Source organism: Pseudomonas moorei (genome assembly GCF_008801475.1).
In the GTDB taxonomy this organism is placed as follows: domain Bacteria; phylum Pseudomonadota; class Gammaproteobacteria; order Pseudomonadales; family Pseudomonadaceae; genus Aquipseudomonas; species Aquipseudomonas moorei.
This window is the reverse complement of sequence record NZ_VZPP01000006.1, coordinates 181,094-206,491: the sequence shown is the minus strand read 5'-3', so window position 1 is coordinate 206,491 and position 25,398 is coordinate 181,094. Positions and strand designations below refer to the sequence as shown.

Below are 25,398 nucleotides of genomic sequence, written 5' to 3'. Positions count from 1 at the left end.
GAATCATGCTGACAATGCCTGACGGCATTCCGCTGCCGTTGCGAGACGGATACGGATTCAAGCCGACAAGCCCCATCGTTCGCTCTCCCTTTGTAAGTGGCCGCGCCAGAAACCGGCGTCGATACCGGAGCGTGCCAACTGAGGTATCCGTTTCGTGGCTGTGCAATGCCGAACAGGCTCGACTGTTTGAGGGTTGGTGCAAATGGGGGATAGGCTGGGCCGATTGGTTCATGTGTCCCATAAAGAGCCCGCTCGGCCTGATGCAGTCACAAGCCCAGTTCACGGATATTTACGACGGGCCGACTCTGGTGGGCGTCAACCTTTGGCGATACACCGCTGTTCTTTCGCTTTTTGAAATGCCGATTATTACCGAGGCAGAACTCACTGACCTGCTGGCCGGCATGGATATTGGCGTCATGAATGCCCAACTGCGTGGATTGTTGCAGCGCTGGTACTCGAAGTCCTGGCCTGTCTCCACCTAACCGCTCGATTAACCGATCACCTTTCAATTCTATGGCCCGCCGTTGAGCGGGTTTTTTTGTGTCTGGAGAAAATATGAGCGGACCTTCGGATCTCGCCCGGCTTACCGTGACGATCGACACAGCCAACGAACTGTTGCTGTCCGATAAAATCAAGATGATGGATGTTGGCGGTGGCGTCATGCGCCCCACCAATGCCAAGGCCATCTCTGATCTGGCCGCGCAAATGAGCGGCGCAATGGTCTACCTGAGCGTGGCGGCTGGGCTGGCCGGCACCGTCGCCGGTGGGTATTTCAGCGTGGTCGCTGCTGGGGTGGAGGAGTACGTCATCCTCTACCGCAACGAGGCGGGGACTGCACTTGAGATCAAGCGTTACCCCGCGGCCAGCGCATTGGCAGCCATGCGCGAGCTGATCGACTTCAACAACGGCGAAGCCGGTGATATCGCCTGCTCGTTTCTGGATTCCAATCGCTTCACCCTGCTCAAGCTCATGGTCGACGGCGCGCTGGATATGCTTTCGGCGAAACTGCGTAACGCGGGTGATGGTCTGGAGGTTTCAGACGCTAGCGGCTTCCTGTTTGCGCGTCTTGGTGCTGGCGGCAGTGATATCAATGGTTGGGTGACCCGCCCAATGGATCGTCCCGGTACGGAGTACGTTGACCAATACGGGTTTGTTTTCGGGCGAGTCGACAACAACAAGGCGTATTTCGGACCTCCGCCTTCGCTTCCGCCGGCTCCGGTTATTCCACTGCCGGTCGCCGTGCTCGACCAGCAGCAGCGTACCGATTACAAACAGGTGATCGAGTATGGCCAGTCGCTGTCTCGCGGCGTGAGTTCGATCCCGGCTATCTCGCTGACGCAGCCCTTTGCCAACGTAATGCTGGCCAGTGGCGTGAAGCTGCGTTCATTTGAGGGGGGCTATGACCCTTCGTCATTTGTCCCGCTCGTTGAGTCCGGAACTACTGGGGAGGGGGAGACGCCTGTAACGGGCATCTGCAACGGTATTACCAGACGGGCTGTGGCCGCTGGTGAGAGTGCTGATAAATGGGTCATGGTCGGCACTTCCCCAGGGCGTTCAGGCAAATCGATTGAGGATCTATCTCCGCCACCGATGGGTAAAAACAACGACTTTGTGGGCATGGTGAAAACCATCTCCGACACAGCCGCGCTCGCCGCCAGCTTGGGCAAAACGTATTCGGTGTGGGCCTACTCTTGGGATCAAGGCGAGACTAACTACATCTCTACGGGAGAGTTCGAAAACTCCCCCTATCAGTACATGCAGTACCAGCTTTCCCTCTTCGACACCCTGACCGAGAACATTGTCGGTATCACCGGCCAGAAGTTCCGGCCGTATCTGTTTACCTACCAGGTGGCCGCGCACCGCAAATACGGACGCGATGATATGCCGATCGCCCTGACTCAATGGCGCATCAGTCGGCAGCGCGCCGACGTGGCCTTGGCCGTGCCGTGCTACATCTTCCCGGTAGCAGCCGACAATCTGCATCTGACTAACGAAGGTAGCTGGTTGATGGGCGAGTACAAGAGTCGAGCGATCTACGAAACCATGATCCGTCGTCATGGTAAATGGCGCCCGTTGGAGCCCATCGGCGTGGACTGGAAAGACGACCACGTCGACATCCAGTTTCATGTGCCGCGAGGGGAGTTGGTACTGGATGCCGCGCTGGCCACCCTGACGCCGAATTTTGGTTTTGATATTCGCGAAGGCGGTGTGCTGGCGTCGAATTTAATCACCAGCGTCGCAATCAATGCGCCTGGCTCTGTTCGTCTGGCCCTCTCGCGACCGGCCGCAGCTGACGCGACGTTGTCCTATGCGCGCGGTCGGGTAGGCGACGCGGCGCATTCCGGCCCAGCAACTGGCGCCCGTGGGAACTTGCGGGATACCCATGGCCTGTACGACACCGCTGTATCGCCATTGGGCAACACTTTTGCCCTGCACAACCCTTGCGTGATGTTTGAGTACGATCGCAAGACGGGTTTCTAAAAAGAGGATTTATCGATGGGTGTTCAAGTCGTAGCCAAAGGCGTTGATGCCGAACAATATGCAACTGAGTATGCCGCACCAGTACGTCGCGGCCTGGAGGGAGTTTTCTTCCTCAATACTTCGCTTGAGAAATGTGCCCGAAATTATGCGCCGGGCAAGGCCGCCGGTGCCATTGTCGGCTCGCCTCAGGTGGCCGCTGGCTTCATCAGCTGCAAGGGGATGACGAACTATGTTCAAACCCAAATTCAGGAAACCAGTGAAGTCACGATGCTGGTGATTGCCCGTAGCGCGGATGTTCCCGGCACCCCGGATACTACGCCGCTGATTTGCGGGTGCTTCGCTACCGGTGTCACGTCCGGCGTCAGCCTGTACGGCGCGGCCGCTGACCGTGTGTCAGGCACTGGCGGTTTTGGTGACGACGATCCGGGCAACTCTAACGTAGTGGCCTCGGTCAACCCGGTGGCGCTGAGCAGTTGGGGGCTCTATTCCGTTGTAATTGCGGCAAATGGTGTAACCACCAAGAGCCACACTGCAAATCTTTCCATTTTAAATGCTCAGACAAAACCGCGTCGTCCGTCGACCCGGACTCTCCGCATTGGCAGCGGCTACTCGAACAGCCAAAAAGGCAACGTGGACATCGCGCTGTTTCAATGCCACAGCGTCGCCCTGACAGCTGATGAGCTGGCCCGTACAGTGGCTGATCTTCGGGCCTATGCGGCGCGACGCGGAATCGTCGTCTGAAGACTATTCGCTTTCGAAACCGGACCGCCTTGAGCGGTTTTTTTACGCCTTGAATTTGATAGCCCGCCATGTGCGGGCTTTTTGCTACCTGGAGAAAACATGCCTGTATCAGATAAAGACCGCGACATCCTAGCTCGCACGCTGTGGGGTGAGGCTCGCGGGGAATCGTTGAACGGCCAGATCGCCGTAGCCTGGACCATCCGCAACCGCGTCAACGACGGCAATGCCAAGTCGTGGTGGGGCGAGGGCTATGCCGGTGTTTGCCAGAAGCCTTACCAGTTCAGTTGCTGGAACAAGACGGACCCGAACTATCAGTTCCTGATTGGCGTGAAGCAGATCCCGTTCCGCGAGCTGGCGCAGGCGCGCATCGCTGTCGATCAGGTCATTGACGGCAAGGTGGCGGATCCAACCGGCGGCGCCACTCACTACTATGCTACGACCATGCGCAAGCCACCGACCTGGGCCAAGGGTGCAAAGCAGACACTGACGCTGGGCCACCACATTTTTTTCAAGGATGTGCCCTGAGCGAGCGGTCATCCAGAGACAATGGTGGAGGCGATTACAGATAAGATGGTGCGCAGTCCAAACCCCGGAGGCCACCATGAAGTCTTTCATCTTGTTTGCGTTGATCGTTTTTATTGCAGGCTGCGCGAATCATCCGGGTGAGTGTGCGCTTGGTACGCCTCGTGCGGATTGCTTGCCAGGAACAAATGGCTACGCCGAGCGACAGCGTCGGATGAAGGCGGCGGCGGAAGAGCGGTCCAGCAAAGAATTGGCTGATGATCAGAAGTGCCGATCATACGGTGCGATACCTGGCAGCGACGCTTACGTGAGTTGCCGGGCTCAACTCGAGAAATAATTATCCTATGGCCGTCCGCAAATGGTCATCTCCTGTGGTTGAGCTTGAGCGCTTCCAGTTCGCGAATCTTCATGTCTTTTTGGTCAACGACTCGCGACAAGCTTTGGATCTTCGCTAACTGATCAGTGGTCTCGGCTTCGAGGTTTGCCATCCAGATCCGTTTCCTTTCGAGATCGGCAGAAAGCTGGTCGTTCATTTGGATCAGCCCCGTGATGTTTTCCTTTGCCGCGCGCAGTTCCCGCTTCAGCGCCTGGACGTCTTCCTCAAGCATGCTGGCGTAATGCTGGACGGTCTCCAGCCTGGATGGCGAGCCCAGCCAATCGCTGGTGTCTTCGATTTCGTTCGGGTCCACGGTGATGCCTTATCAAGTACTGTTTGGATATACAGTACTCGAGACGTGATATTTTCGCGAGGGGCAGGCGACGAGTGATTGTTGTGGGGGGTAGTGCTCGTTCGGCAGGACGCCGGGGGTGGGATTTTCTGCGGGAAATTCTTCCCCAAAACGCAACCGTTTGGACCAATGTTTATTGGGTTCTAAACAGTCGCAAAAGTAGCTGTTTTTCGTAGCTGATTTATAGCTCAAGGCCTTGATTATAAAGGCATTTGGCTATTTTTATGCGGCATCCCAGGCTTTGACACCGCAAAGTCACTCCGGCGTCATCATCACTGCGAGCGTCATATTGATGAATTCCTCGTTGCGGTCGATGGCGACCAAGGCACCACGGATGTTGTCGGCAACATCGGCCGCGCCTCGCTGCTCGACCCAGTTTGAGAGCTCCATGATGGCGGCTTCCAAGGCGAGCTGATTTTCATTGATCTTGTAGAGCAGGGAAGGGAGCAGGTCTGAATTTGGCATCGCGAATCCTCCGTGGAGTTTTCAGCGTAGCAGCAGTATTGCTAACTGACGAACGGTAGGCAGGACGCCGTAGGAGGGAATGAAGCTTGTACCAATTTTTGTACCACTGACCGTGTAAAGCAGGTTAAAACCGGGTATCCAAAGTAAGAATACCCCCGGTTTCATTGGCCCAGAGTACTTTGCCTTACCCCTTTAGAATCGCGGTGTAATTCTGCTCCTGTCGATTGTCAATCCGGCGTCATCATCACTGCGAGCGTCATGTTGATGAATTCTTCGTTTCGGTCGATGGCAACCAGGGCGCCGCGGATGTTATCGGCAACCTCGGCCGCGCCGCGATGCTCGACCCAGTTCGAGAGCTCCATGATGGCGGCTTCCAGGGCCAGTTGGTTTTCGTTGATCTTGAAGAGCAGGGAAGGAAGCAGGTCTGAATGTGGCATGGCGAATCCTCCGTGAAGAGGTAAGCGTAGCAGTGGCAGTTATGGTTCGCGTGATTGCCATGTAGTGGTTACAGCGTTTCTGGAGATCCTGTAATAAAGGTAGGGCTATGTGTCTGGACTTTTCAGCTACCATTGCGCTTTAGGGATAGTTTGCGACTACACGCACGCGTTGCGCATGGAAGGGAATCAATAACATGGATAGTGCGCGTTCTGTGCAAGTTATCGCTGTGACCGGCGGAAAGGGCGGCGTCGGCAAGACGACTGTGGCTGTGAATCTTTCATTGGCGCTGGCGAAACTTGGAAGGCGAGTCGTATTGCTTGATGGCGATCTTGGCTTGGCGAATATCGATGTCCTGTTGGGACTTTCGCAGCAGTACACGCTTGTCGATTTATTCGAAGGTCGCTGTGAGCTTTCCGATGTACTTTTACGCGGTCCGGGCGGGATACGAATCGTCCCCGCGGCTTCAGGTATCCAGAGCATGATGCATTTGTCTCCGGCTCAGCACGCAGGCCTGATCCATGCCTTCAGTGAAATAGGTGACAGCCTCGATGTGCTGGTGATCGACACAGCAGCGGGCATCGGCTCGTCGGTGATTAGTCTCGTCCGGGCGGCTCACGAAGTCTTGCTGGTGGTGTGCGACGAACCGACCTCGATCACTGATGCCTACGCATTGATCAAACTGCTTAATCGTGATTACGGAATGGACCGTTTCCGGGTGCTGGTCAATATGGAGCAGAGCCCGAAGGAAGGTCGCGCGCTGTTCGCTAAATTGGGCAAAATCACCGATCGCTTCCTCAGCGTAAAGCTACAGTATGTGGGAGCGGTTCCGTACGATGAATGTGCGCGTAGGGCAGTGCAGAAGCAGCGAGCAATCTACGAACACTTTCCGCGCTCCAAGTGCGCCCTAGCATTTCAGGAAATCGCTTTAAAGGTCGACGCGTGGCCGTTGCCGGCCTCCCCCAGAGGGCATATAGAGTTCTTCGTTGATCGACTCGTCCATAATTCGAGGCGGTGACATCTAACTCCTGGCGGTGCGGATGCTGCTCGTTCTAGTGTTCGAAGGCAATGGCCAGGTAGCGTAGTGCCGGCTGGCGTGATGGGCCTGCTTTACGTTGATAGGCGCCTACTCTGTTTTTCATGCCCCCCGCTGGATGTACTAGGATTGGAACGGCAGTCAAACCTCGGAAGGATCCACTCTTATGTCTCTATTTAAACGTTCAGCAACAGAGTTGGTAGGTACGTTCTGGCTGGTGTTGGGGGGCTGTGGCAGTGCTGTGCTGGCCGCCGCCTTCCCAGATGTAGGAATTGGTCTACTGGGGGTGTCCCTTGCGTTTGGGTTGACGGTGCTGACCATGGCGTTCGCTATTGGCCATATCTCGGGTTGTCACCTCAACCCGGCGGTGTCGCTGGGGCTAGTGGTCGGCGGACGGTTCCCGGCCAAGGAACTGCCGGCTTACATCATTGCGCAGGTGATTGGCGGGGTGATTGCTGCCGCGTTGCTGTACTTCATTGCTAGCGGCAAGCCCGGTTTCGACCTGGCCAGCGGCCTGGCCTCCAACGGCTATGGCGAACACTCCCCCGGCGGCTATTCCATGGTGTCAGGGTTTGTCTGTGAACTGGTAATGACAGCGATGTTTGTTCTGATCATCCTCGGAGCCACCGACAAGCGTGCACCGGCGGGACTTGCCCCCATCGCCATCGGCCTGGGGCTGACCCTGATCCACCTGATCTCGATCCCGGTCACCAATACCTCGGTAAATCCGGCGCGCAGCACCGGCCCGGCACTGATCGTCGGCGGCTGGGCGATTCAGCAACTCTGGATGTTCTGGGTCGCGCCGTTGCTCGGTGCGGTCGTAGGCGGTGTGTTGTATCGCTGGCTGGGCAAGGAGGACAACTAAAGGTCTGATTGACCTTAAGCGTCCGCCCAACTTACCTTGCATGACTCAGACCGGCATCCACTCAGGCGGCGGTAGTTGATCAATCTCACTGGCACGCTGCGGTATTCGTCGACCTCCAAGTTGCGCGGCGAATTTGAAATAGGAGCAGGTGATTTAGAGCAGGGTCGCGCTTTTCCAGATCTCGTCCGAGAGTGGTGATCGATTGCCGTCACTCGGGTGTCATCATCACCGCATGCGTCATCTTGATGAATTCCTCATTGCGGTCGATTGCGACCAGGGCGCCGCGCACATTGTCGGCGACATCGGCATCGCCGCGCTGCTCAACCCAAAGCGTGAGCTCCATGATGGCAGCCTCAAGGGCGAGCTGGTTTTCGTTGAGTTTGGAAAGTAAGGAAGGGAGTAGGTCAGAATTTGGCATCGCGAATCCTCCGTGGAGTCTTCAGCGTAGCAGGGGAACTGTGGGGTGGGCGAAGGTCGGCAGAACGCCGGAGGGCAGGTGTACTACTGTAGGAATATACAACGCTAAGTTCTTGATTTTTATAGGGCGATATCGCTGTTTTGTACTTCACTTAAAATGCTTATTTTCCTTGTGGATTAATTGCTTACAGATGTTTCGGGGTCACCTTGACATGGTGGGGAGCAAAATTAATTTCTGCGGGATATAAAAAGACGCCAACAGGAATTATCACAGAGAGTTCGGGGCGTCGCTGGTTTCGATAGGAAAGAAGCTCTTTAACCGTGGGCACGCTCAAGCAGCTGTCGGGCTGAGGTCAGAGTTTAAAAGCAACTAGGCCTTTGATGTGTCCCAATGGAACCACTGAGCACTAACTCGCTTTATCCAAGGTAGGTTGCTGACAAGTTTTTCAGCTTTCTCCTTAGGGTACATTGATCTGATAACGTCATTCATGGCAAGTAATTCTAGAGCAGGAAGAGTAGGCGGTTCATCAGCTTCAATTCGGCGTATTTCACTCCTATATTGACGAACTTTAGAGAGCTGAGTTTCAGTATTCTCTGCAATCATCTCTGCTTCAATCTCTAAGTATCGCTTACGTAGATCGTTATGTAGCCACGCTCGGTCCGCAGTTCCGGCTACAAGGTCAGTCGCAGACGCCAGCGTTACAATCAAAGCAGCTCCTCCGGTGACCCAGGGAGGTGAGCTTGCCAGCAGGGATGTTACCGTTGCAGATCCAAAAATAACGCCTATAAAAGCGGTAACCCGTCCCCAGTAAAGGAAAAAGGCGGCTCTTCGCATGTGGTAGCGAATGTTTCGTTGAATGTAAAAATTCAACTCGTGGAGTTCTTCGTTCGGACCGTCCATTTTAAAGGTCCCGAAAATCTTCTTCGTCGGGCGGCTTAGGGGTAGGGCGACTGCCCTTTACGGTGCCTACTCCATCTTCTTTTTTGGAAGGGACTTTCACTCCCGGAGGAGCATCATCATTTTTCGGTTTGATTTCCACGTAGCACCCATTTGGTAGAGTTCATGTGAAGACTTTCGCTACCAAACTATAGACCCAGCCAGTGAAGGCTTATGGTGGTCAGCAATCTGTTTCGGATCAGTGGTTAATGGGGGGCGGAAGAGAAGATTGATATTCGTTTGTAGTGATAGGCGGCTGGCATGAAACGAGACGACTGTGCGCAAAACCTCCTCTGCAAGCCACGGTTTACCGTTTGCAAAACTACAAAAAAGCGGATTTTTTGCTGCCTAAAAAACAGGCTGTATTCTTTATAAAACAATGGGTTAGATCGCTTTAGACCCCAGCATGGGGTGCTAGGGGTCGAGTGTTCGAATCACTCCGTCCCGACCATATTATTCAATGACTTAGCCCAATCTTCTCAGGTTGGGCTTTTTCATTGGTGGGGAGTTTTTCGGGACTTCATCCCGTGTGAGTTAGCGCCGCTTTTGGCCCTTTTTCGCGCTGCCATTGGCACCAACCCTGTCTGATATTTCTCTTCCTTTCTCAGCTTTTTCGCATGTCAGATAGCCTTGCCAAACGCCCTGTTTCCGGGCGGTTAGGGCGTTTTTCCTCACCCGCTCCGCGGCGCTAAACCCTGGAAGCTCAGTTCCGATTCTTCGTTCTTAAAGGTCACCATCCAACATCCGCGAAACAGGCTGTACGTCACGCGGGCCGTGCCTTTGAAGACAAACGGAAGCACCTTTAGGCCGGACTTCCGATTGTGCGCTAGGGAAACGAAACAGAGCGCGGGGAGGGCGCATCTATTCGAATTGTTTGCTGACGGGCTGTGGGCCTCCTGAAGACCCTTTGATCACAAGGCCCAGGGGCCGATTTGGAATCAAACCATCGCGTCCGAGAGCATGACTCATACCTCCAAATTCGACGTTTTTGGGCCCAAACCGCAGTGCCAAACAGACCGCAAATTGACCCGACTTCTTGCTGTTTTGGTGACAAACCATTTTGCAGGTAGTTGGCACCGATTGAGTGCCGCTGAACCCTCGAAAGATCCGTCGGCCGCGGCTTCTAGCGGTCAACTCCGAATCTCTTGCAAGGTCCTGGTCGGTGCCAAATCCGCTGCTAACTCACAGCTGATACCAAATTCGGAATTTTTCCCGAGTACGGCTTTGGCCTCAGCGTACTGAGTGAATTGACGACGGTTTTGGGGGCATTGCTTTCGCACGTTGCCAACGCTATTGGCCGATAGTTGTTGGTCGCGATGACGAGGGTGGATGTTTCACTGAGTGTATGTTTGAGCTAGAGCTGGGGTGGAGATTCCTTGACCGCCGACGTTACGATGGATTTTTTCCTGGCGTTTGCCGAGATCAAAATATTGATCTCAGCGATCAGGTCATCGACCGCCGAGAGCATGAATTCGATCGTTGTTTTATCAACGAATCTTCCATCCCGGCATTTTTTTGACCACCGGTGTCTATTTAACTGCATACACCTTGCGCACATACCCTGTGCTTTTCCAGGCACACGGCGCACCCTGCGCAACGAACACGCTGTCTCCGGTATTGATCGTCATGCTTGTTCCGTCAGGCGCCTGCAAAGTCACGCTACCTTCGATCAAGTACATCAGTTCATTTAGCTTGTGCGCTCGGCCGTGGCGTTCGTAAGGTGTCGAGTCCCAGACCCCGACGCGCAGATTGGTTGCCGCGTTCTCGAAGGCGTTACGTGAGCGGCATTGCGGCGTCGGGCCAATCAGAATTTGCGGTTCTGGTGCAGAGGAAGGGGACAGCATCGCGAGCGGGTCCAGCAAAGTCAGGCCCGGGGTCGGCGCTTCAGTGGTTGAGGCACAAAACGCCCATTGCGTGCCTGGATGTGCTTCGATCCGCAGTGCGGTCCCGCGACCGATCACTGCGCTGGCGCCGACACCCAGTTCCAGTGTCAGCTCCGGAGTTTTCAGCGTCACGTGGCCAGCATGGACGACGATCACTTCGGTATGCGGGAAATCAGCGATATCAAACACGTCGCCGATATCGATGATGCCGGCAGAGACACCGTCGATCCCGGACCAGGCTACCCGGCGAGTGTCCATGAATGGATCGGCAGCACTCAATGGCAGCGGTTTGAAAGGCGTGACAACGTGGCTGCTGTCAGCGCGAGCCAACAGCAGAATGGAAGGTTGCGACATAGGGGTGACACTCCCTGTAAATAACAATGTTGTGTAGAGAGAGTTCGAGCGAGGCCAGCTATCAGCCGAGCGCTTGGGTGACCAATGCAAACTGGTGCACGTCGTGGGAGGCGTGCGGCGGTGTGCCGCGGGCCATTTGCGCGACGGTGTCAACCTGCTTGAGGCCGGTGGTTTCCAGCCAGTCGCTCAAGCCACAATCCGCCGGAATGTCGATACGCACGAAGGTGTCCGAAACCTGGGCCAGTAACACGCCAATCAGATGTTGGGCTTGCTCGAGGTTCTCGCAGACCACCGGGCCAATACCGCGACCCCGGCCGTAGGGGCGCAACATGGCGAAGGCGCGCAGTTGGCCATCGCGCTCAATGCCCACCGAATGCTCGACGACCTCAAGCAGGTCGGTGATCACGGTACGGCGGTCCAGGCCGGTACCGGCGTTAGCCAGCTCCAGCACGCGCGCCTTATCGGCCTCATGCAGTGGGCGACATTTTTCACCATCGGCCAATGGGGTAATTGCGGGGGCCTGCGCCTGACCTTGGTGCTGCAGAATCCGACCGAACTCGACGAAGCCCTGGCTCACGTAAAGCGGTGCTCCGGCGAGGGTTGCGTTCAAAATCGGGATGCGTGACTGGCACGCATCAAGCGCCCGTTCCATCAATTGGCGTCCGATCCCCTTGCCTTGATAGTCGTCGCTCACGATCACCAACCCGATGGTGGCGAAATCACCTTGGGGGCAGGCGAATGCTGTGCCGATCAGACGCTCGCCATCGAGCGCCACAAAGCCGTCGCTGATCCGCAGCACCATGGCCCAGTCATCCAGCCGGTGGGGCCACTTCAATTGCACGGACAACGCGTGGGCTGCCGGGAGATCGGCAACCGTCATGGGGCGATAACCATAAGTGGTTTGTTGCGAGGCGGACATGGCGAGTCTCCGTTAAACAGGGTTCACGAGCGGCCGGTTTTCCAGCGCGATGGTGCCTGTATCCCATCTGCCTGAAGGGCTGACAAGGGGGTGTTGCACATTCGGCAGATTCCGCGAGGCAGAGGCCACAAGACCACATTTACTACTTAATTGCACGGCAAGGTCGGCAGCAAATGCCTGGGCTTTTTTTCTACGATGGAAGCCAGAGTAAACGACTCGCCGGCCCATATCTGGAGTGCTCCATGGATAGTTTTGATCCTCGTCTAATCGCTGTGCGCAGCGCTCATTTCATTGGCGGGCAATACCGCGATGCTCAGACTGGACTGGAGGTGGCGCGGCCCTCGGACGGCCAGGTGTATGCCGGATTGCCGATTGCCGATGCCAACCTGGTGGACGAAGCCGTCAACGATGCCTGGCGGGCGTTCAACCGCAGTGATTGGGCTAGCCGTCCACCTCGAGAGCGGGCGCGGGTCATGCGTCGTTGGGCCGATCTGATCGAAGCGGATGCCGAGACTCTCGCACCGCTTGAAGCAGTGGGTTCGACCCGACCGCATAAAGACGTGTTGGCCTGGGATATTCCTTATGTCGCCGAAGGCATTCGCTTTTTTGCCGAACTGGCGGACAAGCACGGTGGCCAGGTCGCCGCAACCCAGACCGATCGGCTTGGCATGCAGATCGCCGAACCCTACGGGGTGATTGCGGCTATCGCACCGTGGAATTTCCCGCTGAGCATGGCTTCCTGGAAAGTCGCGCCGGCAATTGCCGCAGGCAATGCCGTGGTGCTCAAGCCTTCGGAACTGACTCCATTCTCCAGCCTGCGTTTTGCCGAACTGGCGTTGCAGGCGGGTATCCCGGCGGGGATTTTCAACGTGGTGCAGGGCGATGGCCGTATCACCGGCGATGCCTTGTGCCGCCACCCGCGGGTCGCCAAGGTGACCTTTACAGGTTCCACCGCGACGGGTTCAAACATCATGTCCACCTGTGCGCTGGTGGGGCCGAAGCCGGTCACCCTGGAACTGGGCGGCAAGAGCCCGCAACTGGTGTTTGCTGATGTGCCGGACATCGCCAAAACCGCGCGCACCGTAGCGCTGGCCATTACCGGCAACGCCGGACAGGTGTGCGTCTCCGGTTCGCGGTTGTTGATTCAGCGTTCGATCATGGAACCGTTTATCGCACATTTGCGCGCCTACTTCGAAGAGCTTCGTCCCGGTCCCACCTGGTCGCCGGAAAGCACGTTGTCGCCTATCATTTCCCGGCTCCAGGCCACGCGCATAGACGGCATCGTCCAGCGTTCGCGCCAGGCCGGGGCCGAAGTGCTGACCGGTGGCGGATTGTTCGAAGGATTGGGCGGTGCTTACTACCAACCGACACTACTGGTCGGCCTCGACAATCAGAACCCGGCGATCTGCGAAGAAATCTTCGGCCCGGTGCTGACGGTGCAGGCGTTCGATGACGAAGAACAGGCGCTGAGCCTGGCCGCCCATGCCACCTACGGTCTGGCGGCGGGGGTACATACTGCCGACATCAACCGTGCCCTGCGCCTGGTCCGGCGGTTGGAAGCGGGGACAGTCTGGGTCAACCGCTATGGTCGTAGTAACGATTACATCCTGCCAACCGGAGGCTACAAACGCTCCGGCATCGGCAAGGACCTGGGGCGAGAAGCATTCGAAGCCAATTTGCGCTTCAAAAGCGTACTGATCGACATCCTCCAATAACACCGCGACCCCCCAGGTAACCGGTCAGCCGCGGAGAGATGGCAGGCTCCAAACCACATCAAACGGGCGCTTCCTCAGGGACGCGCCCGTTTTCGTTCAGCCCGGCGCAGTTTCTGCGGTCAACGACGGTACGCGCGGGTCGTACAGGGTTATAAAGGTCCATAAAAGCGCACAAATACGGGGTTTGCCCAAGGTGGGAGCGTGCCGCAAAGTCTGCTGAGGGGGGAGGCTAAAACGGTGGTTTGTATCGAGCAGAGGTCACTTTTAACGCCATCTGCTGAATTCACGGTGTTGTAATGACGGTGTGCTGCAGCGTTGCATCACAGCTTCTGGAATGAAGCGAATGCTAGTCACGCCATGACCTCAACGAACTTCAGGACCGCACTCAATGAGCTTTCTTCGCCCCAAATTCATTACGTTCGACTGCTACGGTACGCTGACCAATTTCCACATGGGCACGATGACTCGCGAGATTTTCGCTGATCGCGTTCCTGCGGAGCAGATGGACCAATTCGTCAAGGATTTCTCGGCCTATCGCCTGGATCAGGTCATGGGTGACTGGATGCCTTATGACGAAATCCTCAAGACCGCCCTGGCCCGGACCTGCAAGCGTTGGGGTATCGAATACCGCGACGAAGGCCAGCTGTATTACGACGCCGTACCCACCTGGGGGCCGCACCCTGACGTGCCGGCAGGCCTGTCGAAAATCGCCGACAAAATTCCCCTGGTCATTTTCTCCAACGCCAGTGACAGCCAGATAATGTCCAACGTCGACAAGCTCGGCGCGCCGTTCCACAAAGTCTTCACCGCCGAGCAAGCTCAGGCTTACAAGCCGCGACTGGCCGCCTTCGAGTACATGCTCGACAACCTCAACTGCGGTCCGGAAGACATCTTGCATGTGTCCTCCAGCTTCCGTTATGACCTGATGCCGGCCCACGACATGAAGATCAAGAACAAGGCGTTTGTCGCCCGTGGTCATGAAGTCCCTGCCAATGCCTTCTACGGCTACCAGCAAATCACCGACATCGGCGGGCTGGCGGCATTGGTCGGTCTTTGAGTTGTAACGGTAATGGCACTTTTCCTGGCATAGGCGGATTAGACATGGGCAGTGAATCCTACTGGCTCGACACCGCACCGGCGTTCACCGGTGCCCAGCCCGGTGCGTTGCCCGGGCAGGTCGACGTGGCCATCGTCGGTGGCGGTTTCACCGGTCTGGCGGCGGCTCGGGCGTTGGCCTTGAAAGGCGCCAGTGTCGTAGTGCTGGAGGCCGGGCGGGTGATCGGTGAAGCTTCGGGACGCAACGGCGGTCAGTGCAACACCGGGGTGGCCCAGGACTACGCCGGTCTCAGTGCCAGCCTCGGTGCCGACAAGGCTCGGGCCTATTACAAGGCCTACGAAAGTGCAGTGCAGAGCGTGGTGTCGCTGGTGGAACAGGAGCAAATCGCTTGCGATCTGATCCGCAACGGCAAGCTGAAACTGGCAGCCAAGCCGATGCACTACGAAGGACTGGCACGAACCTGCGAACTGATTCGCCGGGAAGTCGATGCCGATGTCGAGTTGCTAAGCGCCGAACAGACCCGCACTGAAGTGAATTCGGCGCAATTCTACGGTGGCTTGCTGCAGCGCAACGGTGTGCAGATGCACGTCGGGCGCTTCGGTGTCGGCCTGGCGGAAGCGGCGGCACGTCATGGTGCGCTCATTCATCAAGGCACCTCGGTAAGGGACTGGAAAGCCCGTGCTGGCGGATATCAGGTCAACACCAGCAAGGGTTCGCTGCACGCCGGACAAGTGATGCTCGCCACTGGTGCCTGTCAGCACGGCGGGTTGGGCTGGTATCGGCGGCGGATCGTGCCGGTGGGCAGTTTTGTGATTGTCACCGAAGTCCTGCCGCAGTCGTTGATTGAGCAATTACTGCCCGGTCATCGTGCCTATGTCACCAGCCGCATGATCGGCAACTACTTCCGCCTGACTCCGGACAACCGCCTGCTGTTCGGCGGCCGTGCGCGGTTTGCCATGTCCGACACCGTGAATGACGCAAAGAGCGGTAAGGTGCTGCAAGCGGCGATGGTGCAGATGTTCCCGCAATTGGCCAACGTGAAGATCGACTACTGCTGGGGCGGACTGGTGGACATGACCTCCGACCGTTTGCCTCGTGCTGGTCAGCACGGCGGGGTTTATCACTCCATGGGTTACAGCGGGCATGGCGTGCAGATGTCGGTGCACATGGGCCAGGTCATGGCCGAGGTGATGGCCGGCAAGGTCGAGGCCAACCCTTGGCGCGAACTCGACTGGCCAGCGATTCCCGGGCACTTCGGCAAGCCGTGGTTCCTGCCGTTCGTGGGCGCTTATTACCGTTTTCAGGACTATTTGCATTGAGTTGATGTTGTCGCGTGACCGTCGTTTGCGTTTCCAGGACGCTCCGGCTAACCGGAGCACTCGAGTCTTCTCATCTTCGACAGGTACAACTGATATGACTGACAACAAGATCGAGTCACAACTGATTTCCGGCCAGGACAGCCTGCGAGTATTCGAAGGCCTCAATCGCGGCATGTCGCGCCGTAATGCCCTGCAAATGCTCGGTTTGGCGGGTGTTGCGGCGGCGGGTGCCGGTAGCCTGTTCGGCACCGCGGGCAAGTTGTTTGCCGAAGAGGCAGCGACTCCAGGCAAGGGCAAGCCGGGCGGGCGGATTCGCGTCGCCGGCATGTCCAGCTCCACCGCCGACACCCTCGACCCGGCCAAAGGAGCGCTGTCCACCGACTACGTGCGCCACTTCATGTTCTACAACGGTCTGACCCGTTTCGACATGCACCTGGTGCCGCAGCTGGAACTGGCTGAGCGTATCGACAACACCGACGCGACGCTGTGGACCATTACCCTGCGCAAGGATGTGACCTTCCACAACGGCAAAACCCTCACTGCGGCGGACGTGGTGTATTCGCTGTCGCGACACAAGGACCCGTTGACCGGTTCCAAAGTCATGCCACTGATGGAGCAATTTACCGAGATCAAGGCCACCGGCACCAACGAAGTGCAGATCCGCCTCAGCGCACCAAATGCCGAATTGCCATCGATCCTCGCTGTATCGCACCTGCTGATCGTTCCCGAAGGCACCACCGACTTCAATCAGGGTATCGGCACCGGGCCGTTCAAGGTCAAGGAGTTCAAACCGGGCGTGCGTTCGATTGCTGCGCGCAACACCGGCTACTGGAAACCCGGCCTGCCGTACCTCGACGAGATCGAGTTCATCGCGATTGCCGACGAACCGTCGCGAGTCAATGCATTGCTGTCCGGCGATGTGCACATGATCAACGAGGTCAACCCGCGTTCGACCACCCGTATCAAGGCCAGTGCCAAGCACCGCGTCGTCGATGCACCGTCGGGCAACTACACTGACTTGATTATCCGTCAGGACCAGATGCCCGGAAAAAGCGCGGAATTCACCCAGGCCATGAAGCACCTGATGGACCGCGAACAGATCAAGTCTGCAGTCTTCCGTGGCTTTGCCGTGGTCGGTAACGACCATCCGATTGCTCCCGGTTCACGCTACTACAACGCCGACCTGCCGCAGACCGCGTACGACCCGGAAAAAGCCAAGTTCCTGCTCAAGAAGGCCGGCATGGAAAGCATCAGCATGCCGCTGGTCGCGTCGCCGGCCGCCACCGGTTCGGTGGACATTGCTGTGCTGTTGCAGCAATCGGCGAAACAGGCCGGGCTCAAGCTCGACGTCAACCGCTTGCCAAGCGACGGCTACTGGTCCAATCACTGGATGAAGCACCCGCTGAGCTTCGGCAACATCAACCCACGGCCGAACGCCGACGTGATGTTCTCGCAGTTCTTCCAGTCGAAAGCACCGTGGAACGAGTCGGGATGGCAGAACGATCAGTTCGACCAATTGCTGATGCTCGCGCGCGGTGAAACCGACGATGCCAAGCGCAGCAAAATGTACGCAGACATGCAAACCCTGGTGCATGAGCACAGCGGTATCGGCGTGCCGGTGTTCATCAGCAACATCGACGGCGTGGACCAGCGCATCAAAGGTTATGGCAGCAACCCCCTGGGCGGCTTCATGGGCTATATGTTCGCCGAGCAGGTCTGGCTGGACGCTTGATAAGCCGTCGGTTTGAACGGCAGGGACAGTGCAGGAGGGTAGGCGATGAATAGCAACACACTGTGGTTGATCGGCCGGCGTCTGGGCGCCGCGATCGTGACTTTGTTGATCGTGTCCATGGTCGTGTTTGCGATCACGGCGGTATTGCCGGGGGACGCGGCGCAACAATCGCTCGGGCAGTTCGCCACGCCGGAACAGGTGGCGGCCTTGCGCCTGAAACTGGGGCTCGACCAACCCGGTGTGGTGCGTTACCTGCACTGGCTGATGAACCTGCTCAGCGGCGACATGGGGTTGTCGGTGTCCAACGCGATGCCGGTCGGCGAATTGATGGCCGGGCGGGTGCCCAATACTCTGATGCTGGCGGCCGCCACGGCGCTGGTGTCAGTGCCTGTGGCGCTGATTCTGGGCATCGGCTCGGCGATGGGGCGCGGTGGGCGCATCGACAGCTTCCTGAGCTTTTTCACCCTGGCCATGGTCGCTGTCCCGGAGTTTTTGGTGGCGACCCTGGCGGTTCTGATTTTTGCGGTGAACCTGGGTTGGTTGTCGGCGCTGTCCTATGCCAGCGACATCACTTCACCCTGGCAATTCATGCGCACTTACGCCTTGCCGGTGATGACGCTGTGTTGCGTGATCGTCGCGCAAATGGCCCGCATGACCCGGGCCGCAGTAATTGATCAACTCGACAGCCCCTACGTGGAAATGGCTAGGCTCAAAGGTGTCAGCCCGATGCGCATTGTGCTGCGCCATGCCTTGCCCAACGCGATCGGGCCGATTGCCAATGCCATTGCCTTGAGCCTGTCGTACCTGCTGGGTGGGGTGGTAATCGTCGAGACGATCTTCAACTATCCCGGCATCGCCAGCCTGATGGTCGATGCCGTGACCAACCGTGACATGGCGTTGGTCCAGGCCTGCACCATGCTGTTTTGCACTGCGTACCTGGGGTTGGTGCTGATTGCCGACCTGTGCGCGATTCTGTCCAATCCGAGGCTGAGAAACCAATGAACAATCTCATTGTGAAATCGACGCCTGCGACCCCCGACCTGGCGGCTGGCAAGGTGTCTCATGGCCCGGCGTGGCTGGGACTGATCGGGGCTGCGATGTGCGTTGTCTGGTTGCTGGTGGCAATTTTCGGCCCATGGCTGGCACCGCACCCGGTGGGCGAAGTGGTCTCCGACAATGTCTTTGACAGCATCAGCGCCGTTTACCCGTTTGGCACTGATTACCTGGGTCGCGACATGCTAAGTCGTGTCCTTGTGGGGGCACGATTCACCGTCGGCCTGGCGTTGATCGCCGCGGTACTGGCCAGTGGCCTGGGAACCGGCTGTGCGTTGCTGTCGGTGGTTTCGCCGAAATGGCTGGACGAAGTAATCAGTCGCTTGATGGACGCCTTTATCTCTATCCCGAGCAAGATGCTGGCGCTGATCATGGTTTCGGCCTTCGGTTCCTCGGTGACCTTGCTGATTTGCACGGCGGTGTTGAGCTTCACCCCGGGTGCGTTTCGCATTGCCCGCAGCATGGCGGTGAACATCGAAGCCCTGGAATACGTGCAAGTCGCCCGTACCCGTGGGGAGCGCCGGTTATATATCGCCTGCGTGGAGATCCTGCCAAACATGCTCAACCCGGTGCTGACCGATTTGGGCCTGCGCTTTGGCTTCATTGTATTGCTGCTCAGCGGCATGAGCTTCCTCGGCCTCGGCGTGCAACCGCCGGATGCCGATCTCGGCTCTCTGGTACGGGAAAACATCGGCGGTCTTAACCAGGGCGCGCCGGCCATCGTGATTCCGGCCCTGGCCATCGGCACGCTGACCATTGGTGTGAATCTGTTTATCGACAGAGTGTCGTCCCGACGTAGTCGCCGCACGGGAGGGCATTGAAATGAGCGAATTGATACGAGTAGAAGACTTGCGCGTAGTCGCCTGTGGCGAGCGCGGTGAAACCGAAATAGTCAAAGGTGTCAGCTTTTCCCTGGAGAAAGGTGAAGTGCTGGCGTTGATCGGTGAGTCCGGCTCCGGCAAGACCACCATAGCCCTGGCGCTGCTCGGTTACGCCCGGCGCGGTTGCCGGTTGTCGGGTGGTGTAGTGCAGATCGGTGAGCACAACATGCTCGCACTGAGCGAAAAGGAACTGCAGGGCCTGCGTGGCAATCGGGTGTCGTACATCGCGCAAAGCGCGGCGGCGGCGTTCAACCCGGCGAAGAGGCTGATCGACCAAGTGGTGGAGGGCGCGCTGATTCATGGCCTGGGCACTCGCGCCGTGCTCGAAGCCAAAGCGATCGAACTGTTCCGCGACCTGGCCCTGCCAGACCCGGATCACATTGGCCAGCGCTACCCGCACCAGGTCTCGGGCGGGCAATTACAACGGGTGATGGCGGCCATGGCACTGATCAGTGATCCAGTGCTGGTGGTATTGGACGAACCGACCACCGCCCTCGACGTGACCACCCAGATCGATGTGCTCCGCGCCTTCAAGCGGGTGGTCCGGGAACGTGGGGCGACGGCGGTCTATGTCTCCCACGACTTGGCGGTTGTCGCGCAGATGGCCGATCAGATTGTCGTGCTCAATGGCGGCCAGATTTTCGAACAGAGCGCCACCGCGCCGCTGCTCAAAGGCCCGGCTCACGAATACACCCGCAGCTTGCTGGCTGCCGCGCGGCCGGACACCACGATTCGGCCACCCTGCGGCGTCGCTGAAGACGAACCGCTGTTGACCATCAAGGGCCTGACCGCCGGTTACGGCAACAAGAACATGCAAGGCATGCCCGCGATCCGCGTGCTGGAAGATATCGACCTGACCGTGCGCCGGGGCCAGGCCATTGGGGTGATCGGTGAGTCGGGGTCGGGGAAATCGACCCTGGCACGGGTAGTGGCGGGGTTGCTGACACCGGCTCTCGGCGGATTGACCTTCGATGGACAACCCTTGGGCGGTAGTCTCTGCGAGCGAACTGACGAACAGTTCCGCCGGATTCAAATGGTCTTTCAGAACGCCGACACTGCGCTCAACCCGATGCACAGTATCAGCACCATTTTGAGCCGGCCGCTGAAGATGTACTTCGGTCTGAAGGGAGCCGCTTTGCGTGAGCGTATTGGCGAGCTGCTGGACCTGGTGCGCTTGCCACGGAACCTGGCTGAACGGCGGCCGAGCGAACTGTCGGGCGGGCAGAAGCAACGGGTCAACCTGGCCCGCGCATTGGCGGCCAAACCGGATTTGATCCTTTGCGACGAGGTGACCTCGGCGCTGGATACAGTGGTCGGCGCGGCGATTCTCGAACTGCTGCGCGATCTGCGTCAGGAGCTAGGGGTTTCCTATCTGTTCATCAGTCACGACATTTCCACCGTACGGGCCCTGTGCGATGACATTGTGGTGATGTACAGCGGCCACAAGATTCAGGCTGGCACTCGCCAGTCATTTGCCCAGGCACCGTTCCATCCCTATACCGACCTGTTGATCCATTCGGTGCCGGAACTGCGTCAAGGTTGGCTGGAGAACTGCGGCACCACCTGCGGCCAGCTGCCGCCGATCGGCGCCAAGGCCAACGTGCCGGAACTGTGCACGTTCCTCAGCCGCTGCCCGGTGCGAGTCGATGGCCTCTGCAATCGCACTGCGCCGAGCCGCCGGATCATAGAAGGCGGCAGTGAAATCCTCTGCCACCACGACAGCGCCGATTTGCTGAAAACCCAGCAGGATTTGATCACCATGAGCCAGGGAGCCTATGCATGAAGGGGCGTTTTGTGAGGCTGGCCGAGCAGGGCCGGCCGACCGTCAATTTGAAAGTGGACGGCGCACCCATCGAGGCGCTGCAGGGCGACACCCTGATGGTGGCGTTGCTGATCCAGGGCAACGCGCTGCGCCAGTCAGAGTTCGATTCTGGCCGGCGCGCCGGTTTCTGTCTGATGGGTGCTTGTCAGGATTGCTGGGTCTGGACTCGCAGCGGCGAACGCCTGCGTGCCTGTTCCAACGAAGTCCGTGAAGGAATGGACATCGTCACCACACAACCGGAGGCGAAATGGCCACTGCACGGATAGTCATCGTCGGCGCCGGGCCGGCCGGTATTCGCTGTGCCGAAACACTGGTAGCCGCGGGTTTCAGACCTATCCTGATCGATGAAAATCGCCGGGATGGCGGGCAGATCTATCGTCGCCAACCGGCAGGTTTCACTCGCGATTACGCCACGCTGTATGGCACCGAAGCCGCCAAGGCGCGGGACCTGCATGAAAGTTTCGATCGTTTGCGCGGGTTGATCGACTACCGTCCGGACACGCTGGTTTGGAACCTTACGCCGGGTCAATTGTGCTGCGTCAGTCAGGGCAAGCATTCAACGGTGGATTACGAGGGGCTGATCCTCTGCACTGGCGCTACCGATCGGTTGTTGCCGATTGAAGGTTGGCAACTGGCCGGCACCTACAGCCTTGGCGGGGCGCAAATCGCGCTCAAATCACAAGCGGTTTCCATTGGCCACAGTGTGGTGTTCATGGGCAGCGGGCCTTTGCTGTATCTGGTCGCCAGCCAATACCTCAAGGCTGGCGCCAATGTGGCGGCGGTGCTGGACACTTCGCCACTGAGCAAGCGGATCGGCGCATTGCCGAAACTGCTGGCTCGCCCCGGGGTGCTGTTCACCGGGATGAAACTGTTGGCGCAGCTGTATCAGGCGAAGATTCCTGTGCACTTGGGGATCAAGCCCCTGCAAGTACTGGGCGACTCGGCGAGCGGAGTCAGTGGCGTGCGGATCAGCACGGCGCGTGGGGAGACCCTGGCGGTCAATTGCGATGCCGTGGCCCTGGGTTATCACCTGCGCCCGGAAACGCAATTGGCGGACCTGGCCGGTTGTCGCCTGCGTTTTGATGAGGCATCCAGCCAATGGTTGCTGGCAGTTGATGAGGACGGCCGGACCTCTGTCAGTGGCGTGTACGCAGCCGGTGACGGCTCGAAAATTCGCGGCGCGGATGCTGCTGAACATGCCGGAAGGCTGGTCGCCATGGCGCTGCTGGAGGATCTGCAGCAACCAGTGGATGCCGGGATGCGCGACGAACAACGCCACGCGCTGGGGGTGATGGATCAGTTTCGCCTGGGGCTGGCCCAGGCATTTCCTTGGCCTTCTGCGCAAGCCAAAGACTTGCCGGATGCAGCCATCGTCTGTCGCTGCGAAATGATCAGCGCTGGGGAGTTGCGCCGCACTGTAAGCGAAAAAGGGGCCTGCGAGGTCAATCGGGCCAAGGCGTTCAGCCGTGTCGGCATGGGTCGCTGCCAAGGCCGATATTGCTCCCAGGCCGGGGCCGAGGTCATCGCTGCTGCGGCCGGCGTCAATGTGCAGCAGGTTGGCCGACAACGCGGCCAGGCACCAGTCAAACCCCTTTCAATGCTCACCGAGGAGGTGTCGCCATGACGGTTCACAAAGCCGATGTCGTGATTGTCGGCGGCGGCCTGATGGGCTCGGCGGCGGCGTTTTTTTTGCGTCAGCGGGGCCAGTCGGTGATCCTGCTGGAGCGCGATCAGATTGGTCAGTACGCCAGCGGTGTGAACTTCGGCAACGTGCGCCGACAGGGCCGATTCCTTGGGCAGCTGGCGTTGGCCAACCGATCGTGGGCACTGTGGAAGCGCTTGCCAGAGTTGATCGACGACGACCTCGAATTCATCGCCAGCGGGCACATGCGTGTGTGTTACCGCGAAGACGAAATCCCCGAACTTGAAGCCTACGCAGCGGCGCCCGAAGCGGCGCAACTGGATCTGAAGATTTTTCGCGGCGCCGAGCTGCACGCACGGTTCCCGTTTCTCGGGCCAGATGTGAAGGGCGGCTCCTACGCGCCCCACGACGGCCACGCCAACCCGCGTTTGGCAGCCCCGGCGTTTGCCCGTGCCGCACGGCGACTGGGTGCGCGAATCGAAGAACAGGCGGAAGTCGCCGAAGTGCAGAAGGTCGGTGGCGAGTTCAATGTCACCACCACCGATGGTCGCCAATTCAACGCCGCTCAGTTGTTGATCACCGCTGGCGCCTGGGGCCAAAAGCTTTCGGCGCAGTTCGGCGAGCCGGTCCCGCTGGACACCCATGGCCCGCAAATGGCCGTGACCGAACCGGTGCCTTACGCCTTGCCGACGGTGATCGGCGTGTACACCAAAATTCCCGAGGAAGTGATCTATTTCCGCCAGATCCCACGCGGCAACATCATCATCGGCGGCGGCTACCGCAGTAAACCGGACATGCTCAATCGCCGGGCCCATGTCGAACCGCGCAGTATCCTCAATCAGATGGAGCAGATGCGCCGCCTGCTGCCGGGTGTCGGCAACCTCAACATCATTCGGGTCTGGAGCGGCATCGAAGGTTACCTGCCCGATTCACTGCCGGTGATGGGCCCCAGCGGCACCGTCGATGGACTGTTCTACGCATTCGGCTTCTGCGGTCATGGATTTCAGCTCGGTCCTGGCGTCGGCGACGTGATGGCCGAACTGATCAGCACCGGCAGCACCAGCACGATGATTGAGCCGTTCTCGATCAATCGGTTCGCCCTTTCAGCCGAGCAACGGAGCAAGGCCTCATGAAACCCCGTGTACTGGATATTCTCAAGCGTCTGATGGCCTTCGATACCGTGTCTTCGGAGTCGAACATGGCCCTCATCGAGTATGTGCGCGACCTGCTGCTGACCAAGGGCATCGAGTCGCTGATCGTCAAGGACGAAACAGGCAAGAAGGCCAACTTGTTCGCCAGCACCGGCCCTCGCGAATTGCCGGGGATTCTGTTGTCCGGGCATACCGACGTGGTGCCGGCGGTGGGGCAGGTCTGGAGCTTCCCGGCGTTTCAGGCGACGGTGCAGGACGGACGGATTTACGGCCGAGGCAGTTGCGACATGAAAGGTTTCATTGCATTGGCCATCGACGCCATGCTCGATGCGGCGGACAGCGCCTTAAGCCGGCCGCTGCAACTGGCGCTGTCCCATGACGAAGAAACCGGCTGCGTCGGCGTGCGGCGTTTGCTGGATGTGTTGCATCTGGCACCGGTGCGGCCATTCCTGTGCCTGATCGGTGAACCGACCAACATGCAGTTTGTGTTGGGGCACAAGGGCAAAGGTTCATACCGCACCTACTGTCGTGGCCTGGAGGCACACTCATCGCTGGCACCTCGTTCGGTCAATGCGATCCACGTGGCCTGCGACTTCATCGCTGCGCTGCGTCAAAGCCAGCAACAGTTGCAAGAGCAGGGTGCCAGGGATGCTGACTACGACGTGCCTTACAGCACCGTGCATGTCGGGCAGATTGCGGGTGGCAAGGCGCTGAACATTGTGCCGAACCTGTGCACCCTGGACTTCGAAGTGCGCAACTTGCCGGCGGACGATCTGGATCAGTTCCTGGAGCAGATGCGCGAGCGCGCCGAAGTCATCGTGCGTGAAGCCAAAAAACTGTCCAGTGTTGCAGCGATCGAGATTGAAACCATCAATGTCTATCCAGGCCTCGATACGCACCCGAGTGTCGAGGCGGTGCGCTTCCTGAAGCACTTCGCCGCGCCGGATACCGGCATCGCCAAAGTCTCGTTCGGCACCGAAGGCGGACTGTTCAAGCAACGTCTCGATGTACCGGTGGTAGTCTGCGGACCGGGCTCGATTGAACAGGCGCACAAGCCGGACGAGTTCATCGAGATCAGCCAGATGGAGGCCGGGGAACAGTTTCTTCAGGGCATGCTCGGTTCCCTGAAGCTATAAAAAATTTTGCAACAAACAGAGATCAAATCGGGCAGCGCAAGCCGGCTGGCAGAGGGGGGCTGCGTTCAGTGCTGACCCCTCAGGCACCCTCCGGTAGAGCCTGCCGT

General features: G+C 58.5%; 25 protein-coding genes. 18 read left to right on the top strand and 7 right to left on the bottom strand.

Annotated features, from left to right (window positions below; all coding sequences use genetic code 11):
• Positions 1–5: 5 nt before the first annotated feature.
• From F7R06_RS13265 to F7R06_RS13245, 5 genes are all read left to right on the top strand, one after another.
• Positions 6–482 (top strand): hypothetical protein, encoded by a 477-nt coding sequence (locus tag F7R06_RS13265; protein WP_090318988.1) that lies wholly within the window; start codon positions 6–8, stop codon positions 480–482.
• A gap of 73 nt (positions 483–555) precedes the next feature.
• Complete coding sequence (locus F7R06_RS13260) at positions 556–2,481, top strand: hypothetical protein (RefSeq protein ID WP_090318991.1); 1,926 nt, start codon at positions 556–558, stop codon at positions 2,479–2,481.
• A 15-nt stretch (positions 2,482–2,496) separates the two neighbouring features.
• Positions 2,497–3,222: a hypothetical protein gene (locus tag F7R06_RS13255; RefSeq protein ID WP_090318994.1), complete on the top strand. Its 726-nt coding sequence runs from the start codon at positions 2,497–2,499 to the stop codon at positions 3,220–3,222.
• A 99-nt stretch (positions 3,223–3,321) separates the two neighbouring features.
• Positions 3,322–3,747 carry a cell wall hydrolase gene (locus F7R06_RS13250; protein WP_090318996.1) on the top strand — a complete coding sequence of 142 codons (426 nt, stop codon included), beginning with the start codon at positions 3,322–3,324 and terminating at the stop codon, positions 3,745–3,747.
• Positions 3,748–3,823: 76 nt separating this feature from the next.
• Positions 3,824–4,081 (top strand): hypothetical protein, encoded by a 258-nt coding sequence (locus tag F7R06_RS13245; protein ID WP_090318999.1) that lies wholly within the window; start codon positions 3,824–3,826, stop codon positions 4,079–4,081.
• A gap of 25 nt (positions 4,082–4,106) precedes the next feature.
• Here F7R06_RS13245 and F7R06_RS13240 read toward each other — a convergent pair whose 3' ends face one another.
• The 3 genes from F7R06_RS13240 to F7R06_RS13230 form a co-directional block, all read right to left on the bottom strand.
• Positions 4,107–4,433: a hypothetical protein gene (locus F7R06_RS13240; protein ID WP_090319002.1), complete on the bottom strand. Its 327-nt coding sequence runs from the start codon at positions 4,431–4,433 to the stop codon at positions 4,107–4,109.
• A gap of 294 nt (positions 4,434–4,727) precedes the next feature.
• The gene (locus tag F7R06_RS13235) at positions 4,728–4,937 is read right to left on the bottom strand and encodes a hypothetical protein (RefSeq protein ID WP_090319006.1); all 210 of its coding nucleotides are present in this window, start codon (positions 4,935–4,937) and stop codon (positions 4,728–4,730) included.
• Positions 4,938–5,164: 227 nt separating this feature from the next.
• Positions 5,165–5,374 (bottom strand): hypothetical protein, encoded by a 210-nt coding sequence (locus F7R06_RS13230; RefSeq protein ID WP_090319009.1) that lies wholly within the window; start codon positions 5,372–5,374, stop codon positions 5,165–5,167.
• A gap of 194 nt (positions 5,375–5,568) precedes the next feature.
• On the opposite strand from F7R06_RS13230, the gene F7R06_RS13225 reads away from it, so the two are divergent.
• On the top strand, positions 5,569–6,390 hold the full coding sequence (locus tag F7R06_RS13225) for a MinD/ParA family protein (protein WP_090319012.1): 822 nt from the start codon (positions 5,569–5,571) through the stop codon (positions 6,388–6,390).
• A 184-nt stretch (positions 6,391–6,574) separates the two neighbouring features.
• Entirely contained in the window at positions 6,575–7,273 is a 699-nt protein-coding gene (aqpZ, locus tag F7R06_RS13220) for an aquaporin Z (protein ID WP_090319016.1), read from the top strand.
• A 208-nt stretch (positions 7,274–7,481) separates the two neighbouring features.
• On the opposite strand, the gene F7R06_RS13215 is transcribed toward aqpZ, so the two are convergent.
• The 4 genes from F7R06_RS13215 to F7R06_RS13200 all read right to left on the bottom strand — a co-directional run bounded on the left by F7R06_RS13215 (position 7,482) and on the right by F7R06_RS13200 (position 11,783).
• Positions 7,482–7,691 (bottom strand): hypothetical protein, encoded by a 210-nt coding sequence (locus tag F7R06_RS13215; RefSeq protein ID WP_090319020.1) that lies wholly within the window; start codon positions 7,689–7,691, stop codon positions 7,482–7,484.
• A gap of 369 nt (positions 7,692–8,060) precedes the next feature.
• Positions 8,061–8,591, bottom strand: a complete 531-nt coding sequence (locus tag F7R06_RS13210) for a hypothetical protein (RefSeq protein ID WP_090319023.1) — start codon at positions 8,589–8,591, stop codon at positions 8,061–8,063.
• Positions 8,592–10,156: 1,565 nt separating this feature from the next.
• A complete protein-coding gene (locus F7R06_RS13205) occupies positions 10,157–10,864 on the bottom strand; it encodes a cupin domain-containing protein (protein WP_090319026.1) in 708 nt (235 codons plus the stop codon).
• Positions 10,865–10,925: 61 nt separating this feature from the next.
• Positions 10,926–11,783: a GNAT family N-acetyltransferase gene (locus F7R06_RS13200; RefSeq protein WP_090319030.1), complete on the bottom strand. Its 858-nt coding sequence runs from the start codon at positions 11,781–11,783 to the stop codon at positions 10,926–10,928.
• A gap of 242 nt (positions 11,784–12,025) precedes the next feature.
• On the opposite strand from F7R06_RS13200, the gene F7R06_RS13195 reads away from it, so the two are divergent.
• The 11 genes from F7R06_RS13195 (at position 12,026) to argE (ending at position 25,291) form a co-directional block, all read left to right on the top strand.
• A complete protein-coding gene (locus F7R06_RS13195) occupies positions 12,026–13,498 on the top strand; it encodes an aldehyde dehydrogenase family protein (RefSeq protein ID WP_090319033.1) in 1,473 nt (490 codons plus the stop codon).
• 388 nt (positions 13,499–13,886) lie between these two features.
• Entirely contained in the window at positions 13,887–14,555 is a 669-nt protein-coding gene (locus F7R06_RS13190) for a haloacid dehalogenase type II (protein ID WP_090319036.1), read from the top strand.
• Between the two features lie 44 nt (positions 14,556–14,599).
• Positions 14,600–15,874 carry an NAD(P)/FAD-dependent oxidoreductase gene (locus F7R06_RS13185; protein ID WP_090319039.1) on the top strand — a complete coding sequence of 425 codons (1,275 nt, stop codon included), beginning with the start codon at positions 14,600–14,602 and terminating at the stop codon, positions 15,872–15,874.
• Between the two features lie 94 nt (positions 15,875–15,968).
• Positions 15,969–17,606 carry an ABC transporter substrate-binding protein gene (locus tag F7R06_RS13180; protein ID WP_090319042.1) on the top strand — a complete coding sequence of 546 codons (1,638 nt, stop codon included), beginning with the start codon at positions 15,969–15,971 and terminating at the stop codon, positions 17,604–17,606.
• Positions 17,607–17,651: 45 nt separating this feature from the next.
• On the top strand, positions 17,652–18,608 hold the full coding sequence (locus F7R06_RS13175) for an ABC transporter permease (protein ID WP_090319045.1): 957 nt from the start codon (positions 17,652–17,654) through the stop codon (positions 18,606–18,608).
• Entirely contained in the window at positions 18,605–19,480 is an 876-nt protein-coding gene (locus F7R06_RS13170) for an ABC transporter permease (RefSeq protein ID WP_090319048.1), read from the top strand. Before F7R06_RS13175 ends, F7R06_RS13170 begins: the two co-directional genes overlap by 4 nt.
• Before the next feature lies 1 nt (position 19,481).
• Positions 19,482–21,323 (top strand): ABC transporter ATP-binding protein, encoded by a 1,842-nt coding sequence (locus F7R06_RS13165; RefSeq protein WP_090319051.1) that lies wholly within the window; start codon positions 19,482–19,484, stop codon positions 21,321–21,323.
• A complete protein-coding gene (locus F7R06_RS13160) occupies positions 21,320–21,628 on the top strand; it encodes a (2Fe-2S)-binding protein (RefSeq protein ID WP_090319054.1) in 309 nt (102 codons plus the stop codon). The genes F7R06_RS13165 and F7R06_RS13160 overlap by 4 nt, the downstream gene beginning before the upstream one ends.
• Positions 21,610–22,986 carry an FAD/NAD(P)-dependent oxidoreductase gene (locus F7R06_RS13155; RefSeq protein WP_090319059.1) on the top strand — a complete coding sequence of 459 codons (1,377 nt, stop codon included), beginning with the start codon at positions 21,610–21,612 and terminating at the stop codon, positions 22,984–22,986. Before F7R06_RS13160 ends, F7R06_RS13155 begins: the two co-directional genes overlap by 19 nt.
• Entirely contained in the window at positions 22,983–24,137 is a 1,155-nt protein-coding gene (locus tag F7R06_RS13150; RefSeq protein ID WP_090319062.1) for an NAD(P)/FAD-dependent oxidoreductase, read from the top strand. The genes F7R06_RS13155 and F7R06_RS13150 overlap by 4 nt, the downstream gene beginning before the upstream one ends.
• Positions 24,134–25,291 (top strand): acetylornithine deacetylase, encoded by a 1,158-nt coding sequence (gene argE, locus F7R06_RS13145; protein ID WP_090319065.1) that lies wholly within the window; start codon positions 24,134–24,136, stop codon positions 25,289–25,291. Before F7R06_RS13150 ends, argE begins: the two co-directional genes overlap by 4 nt.
• Positions 25,292–25,398 lie beyond the last annotated feature (107 nt).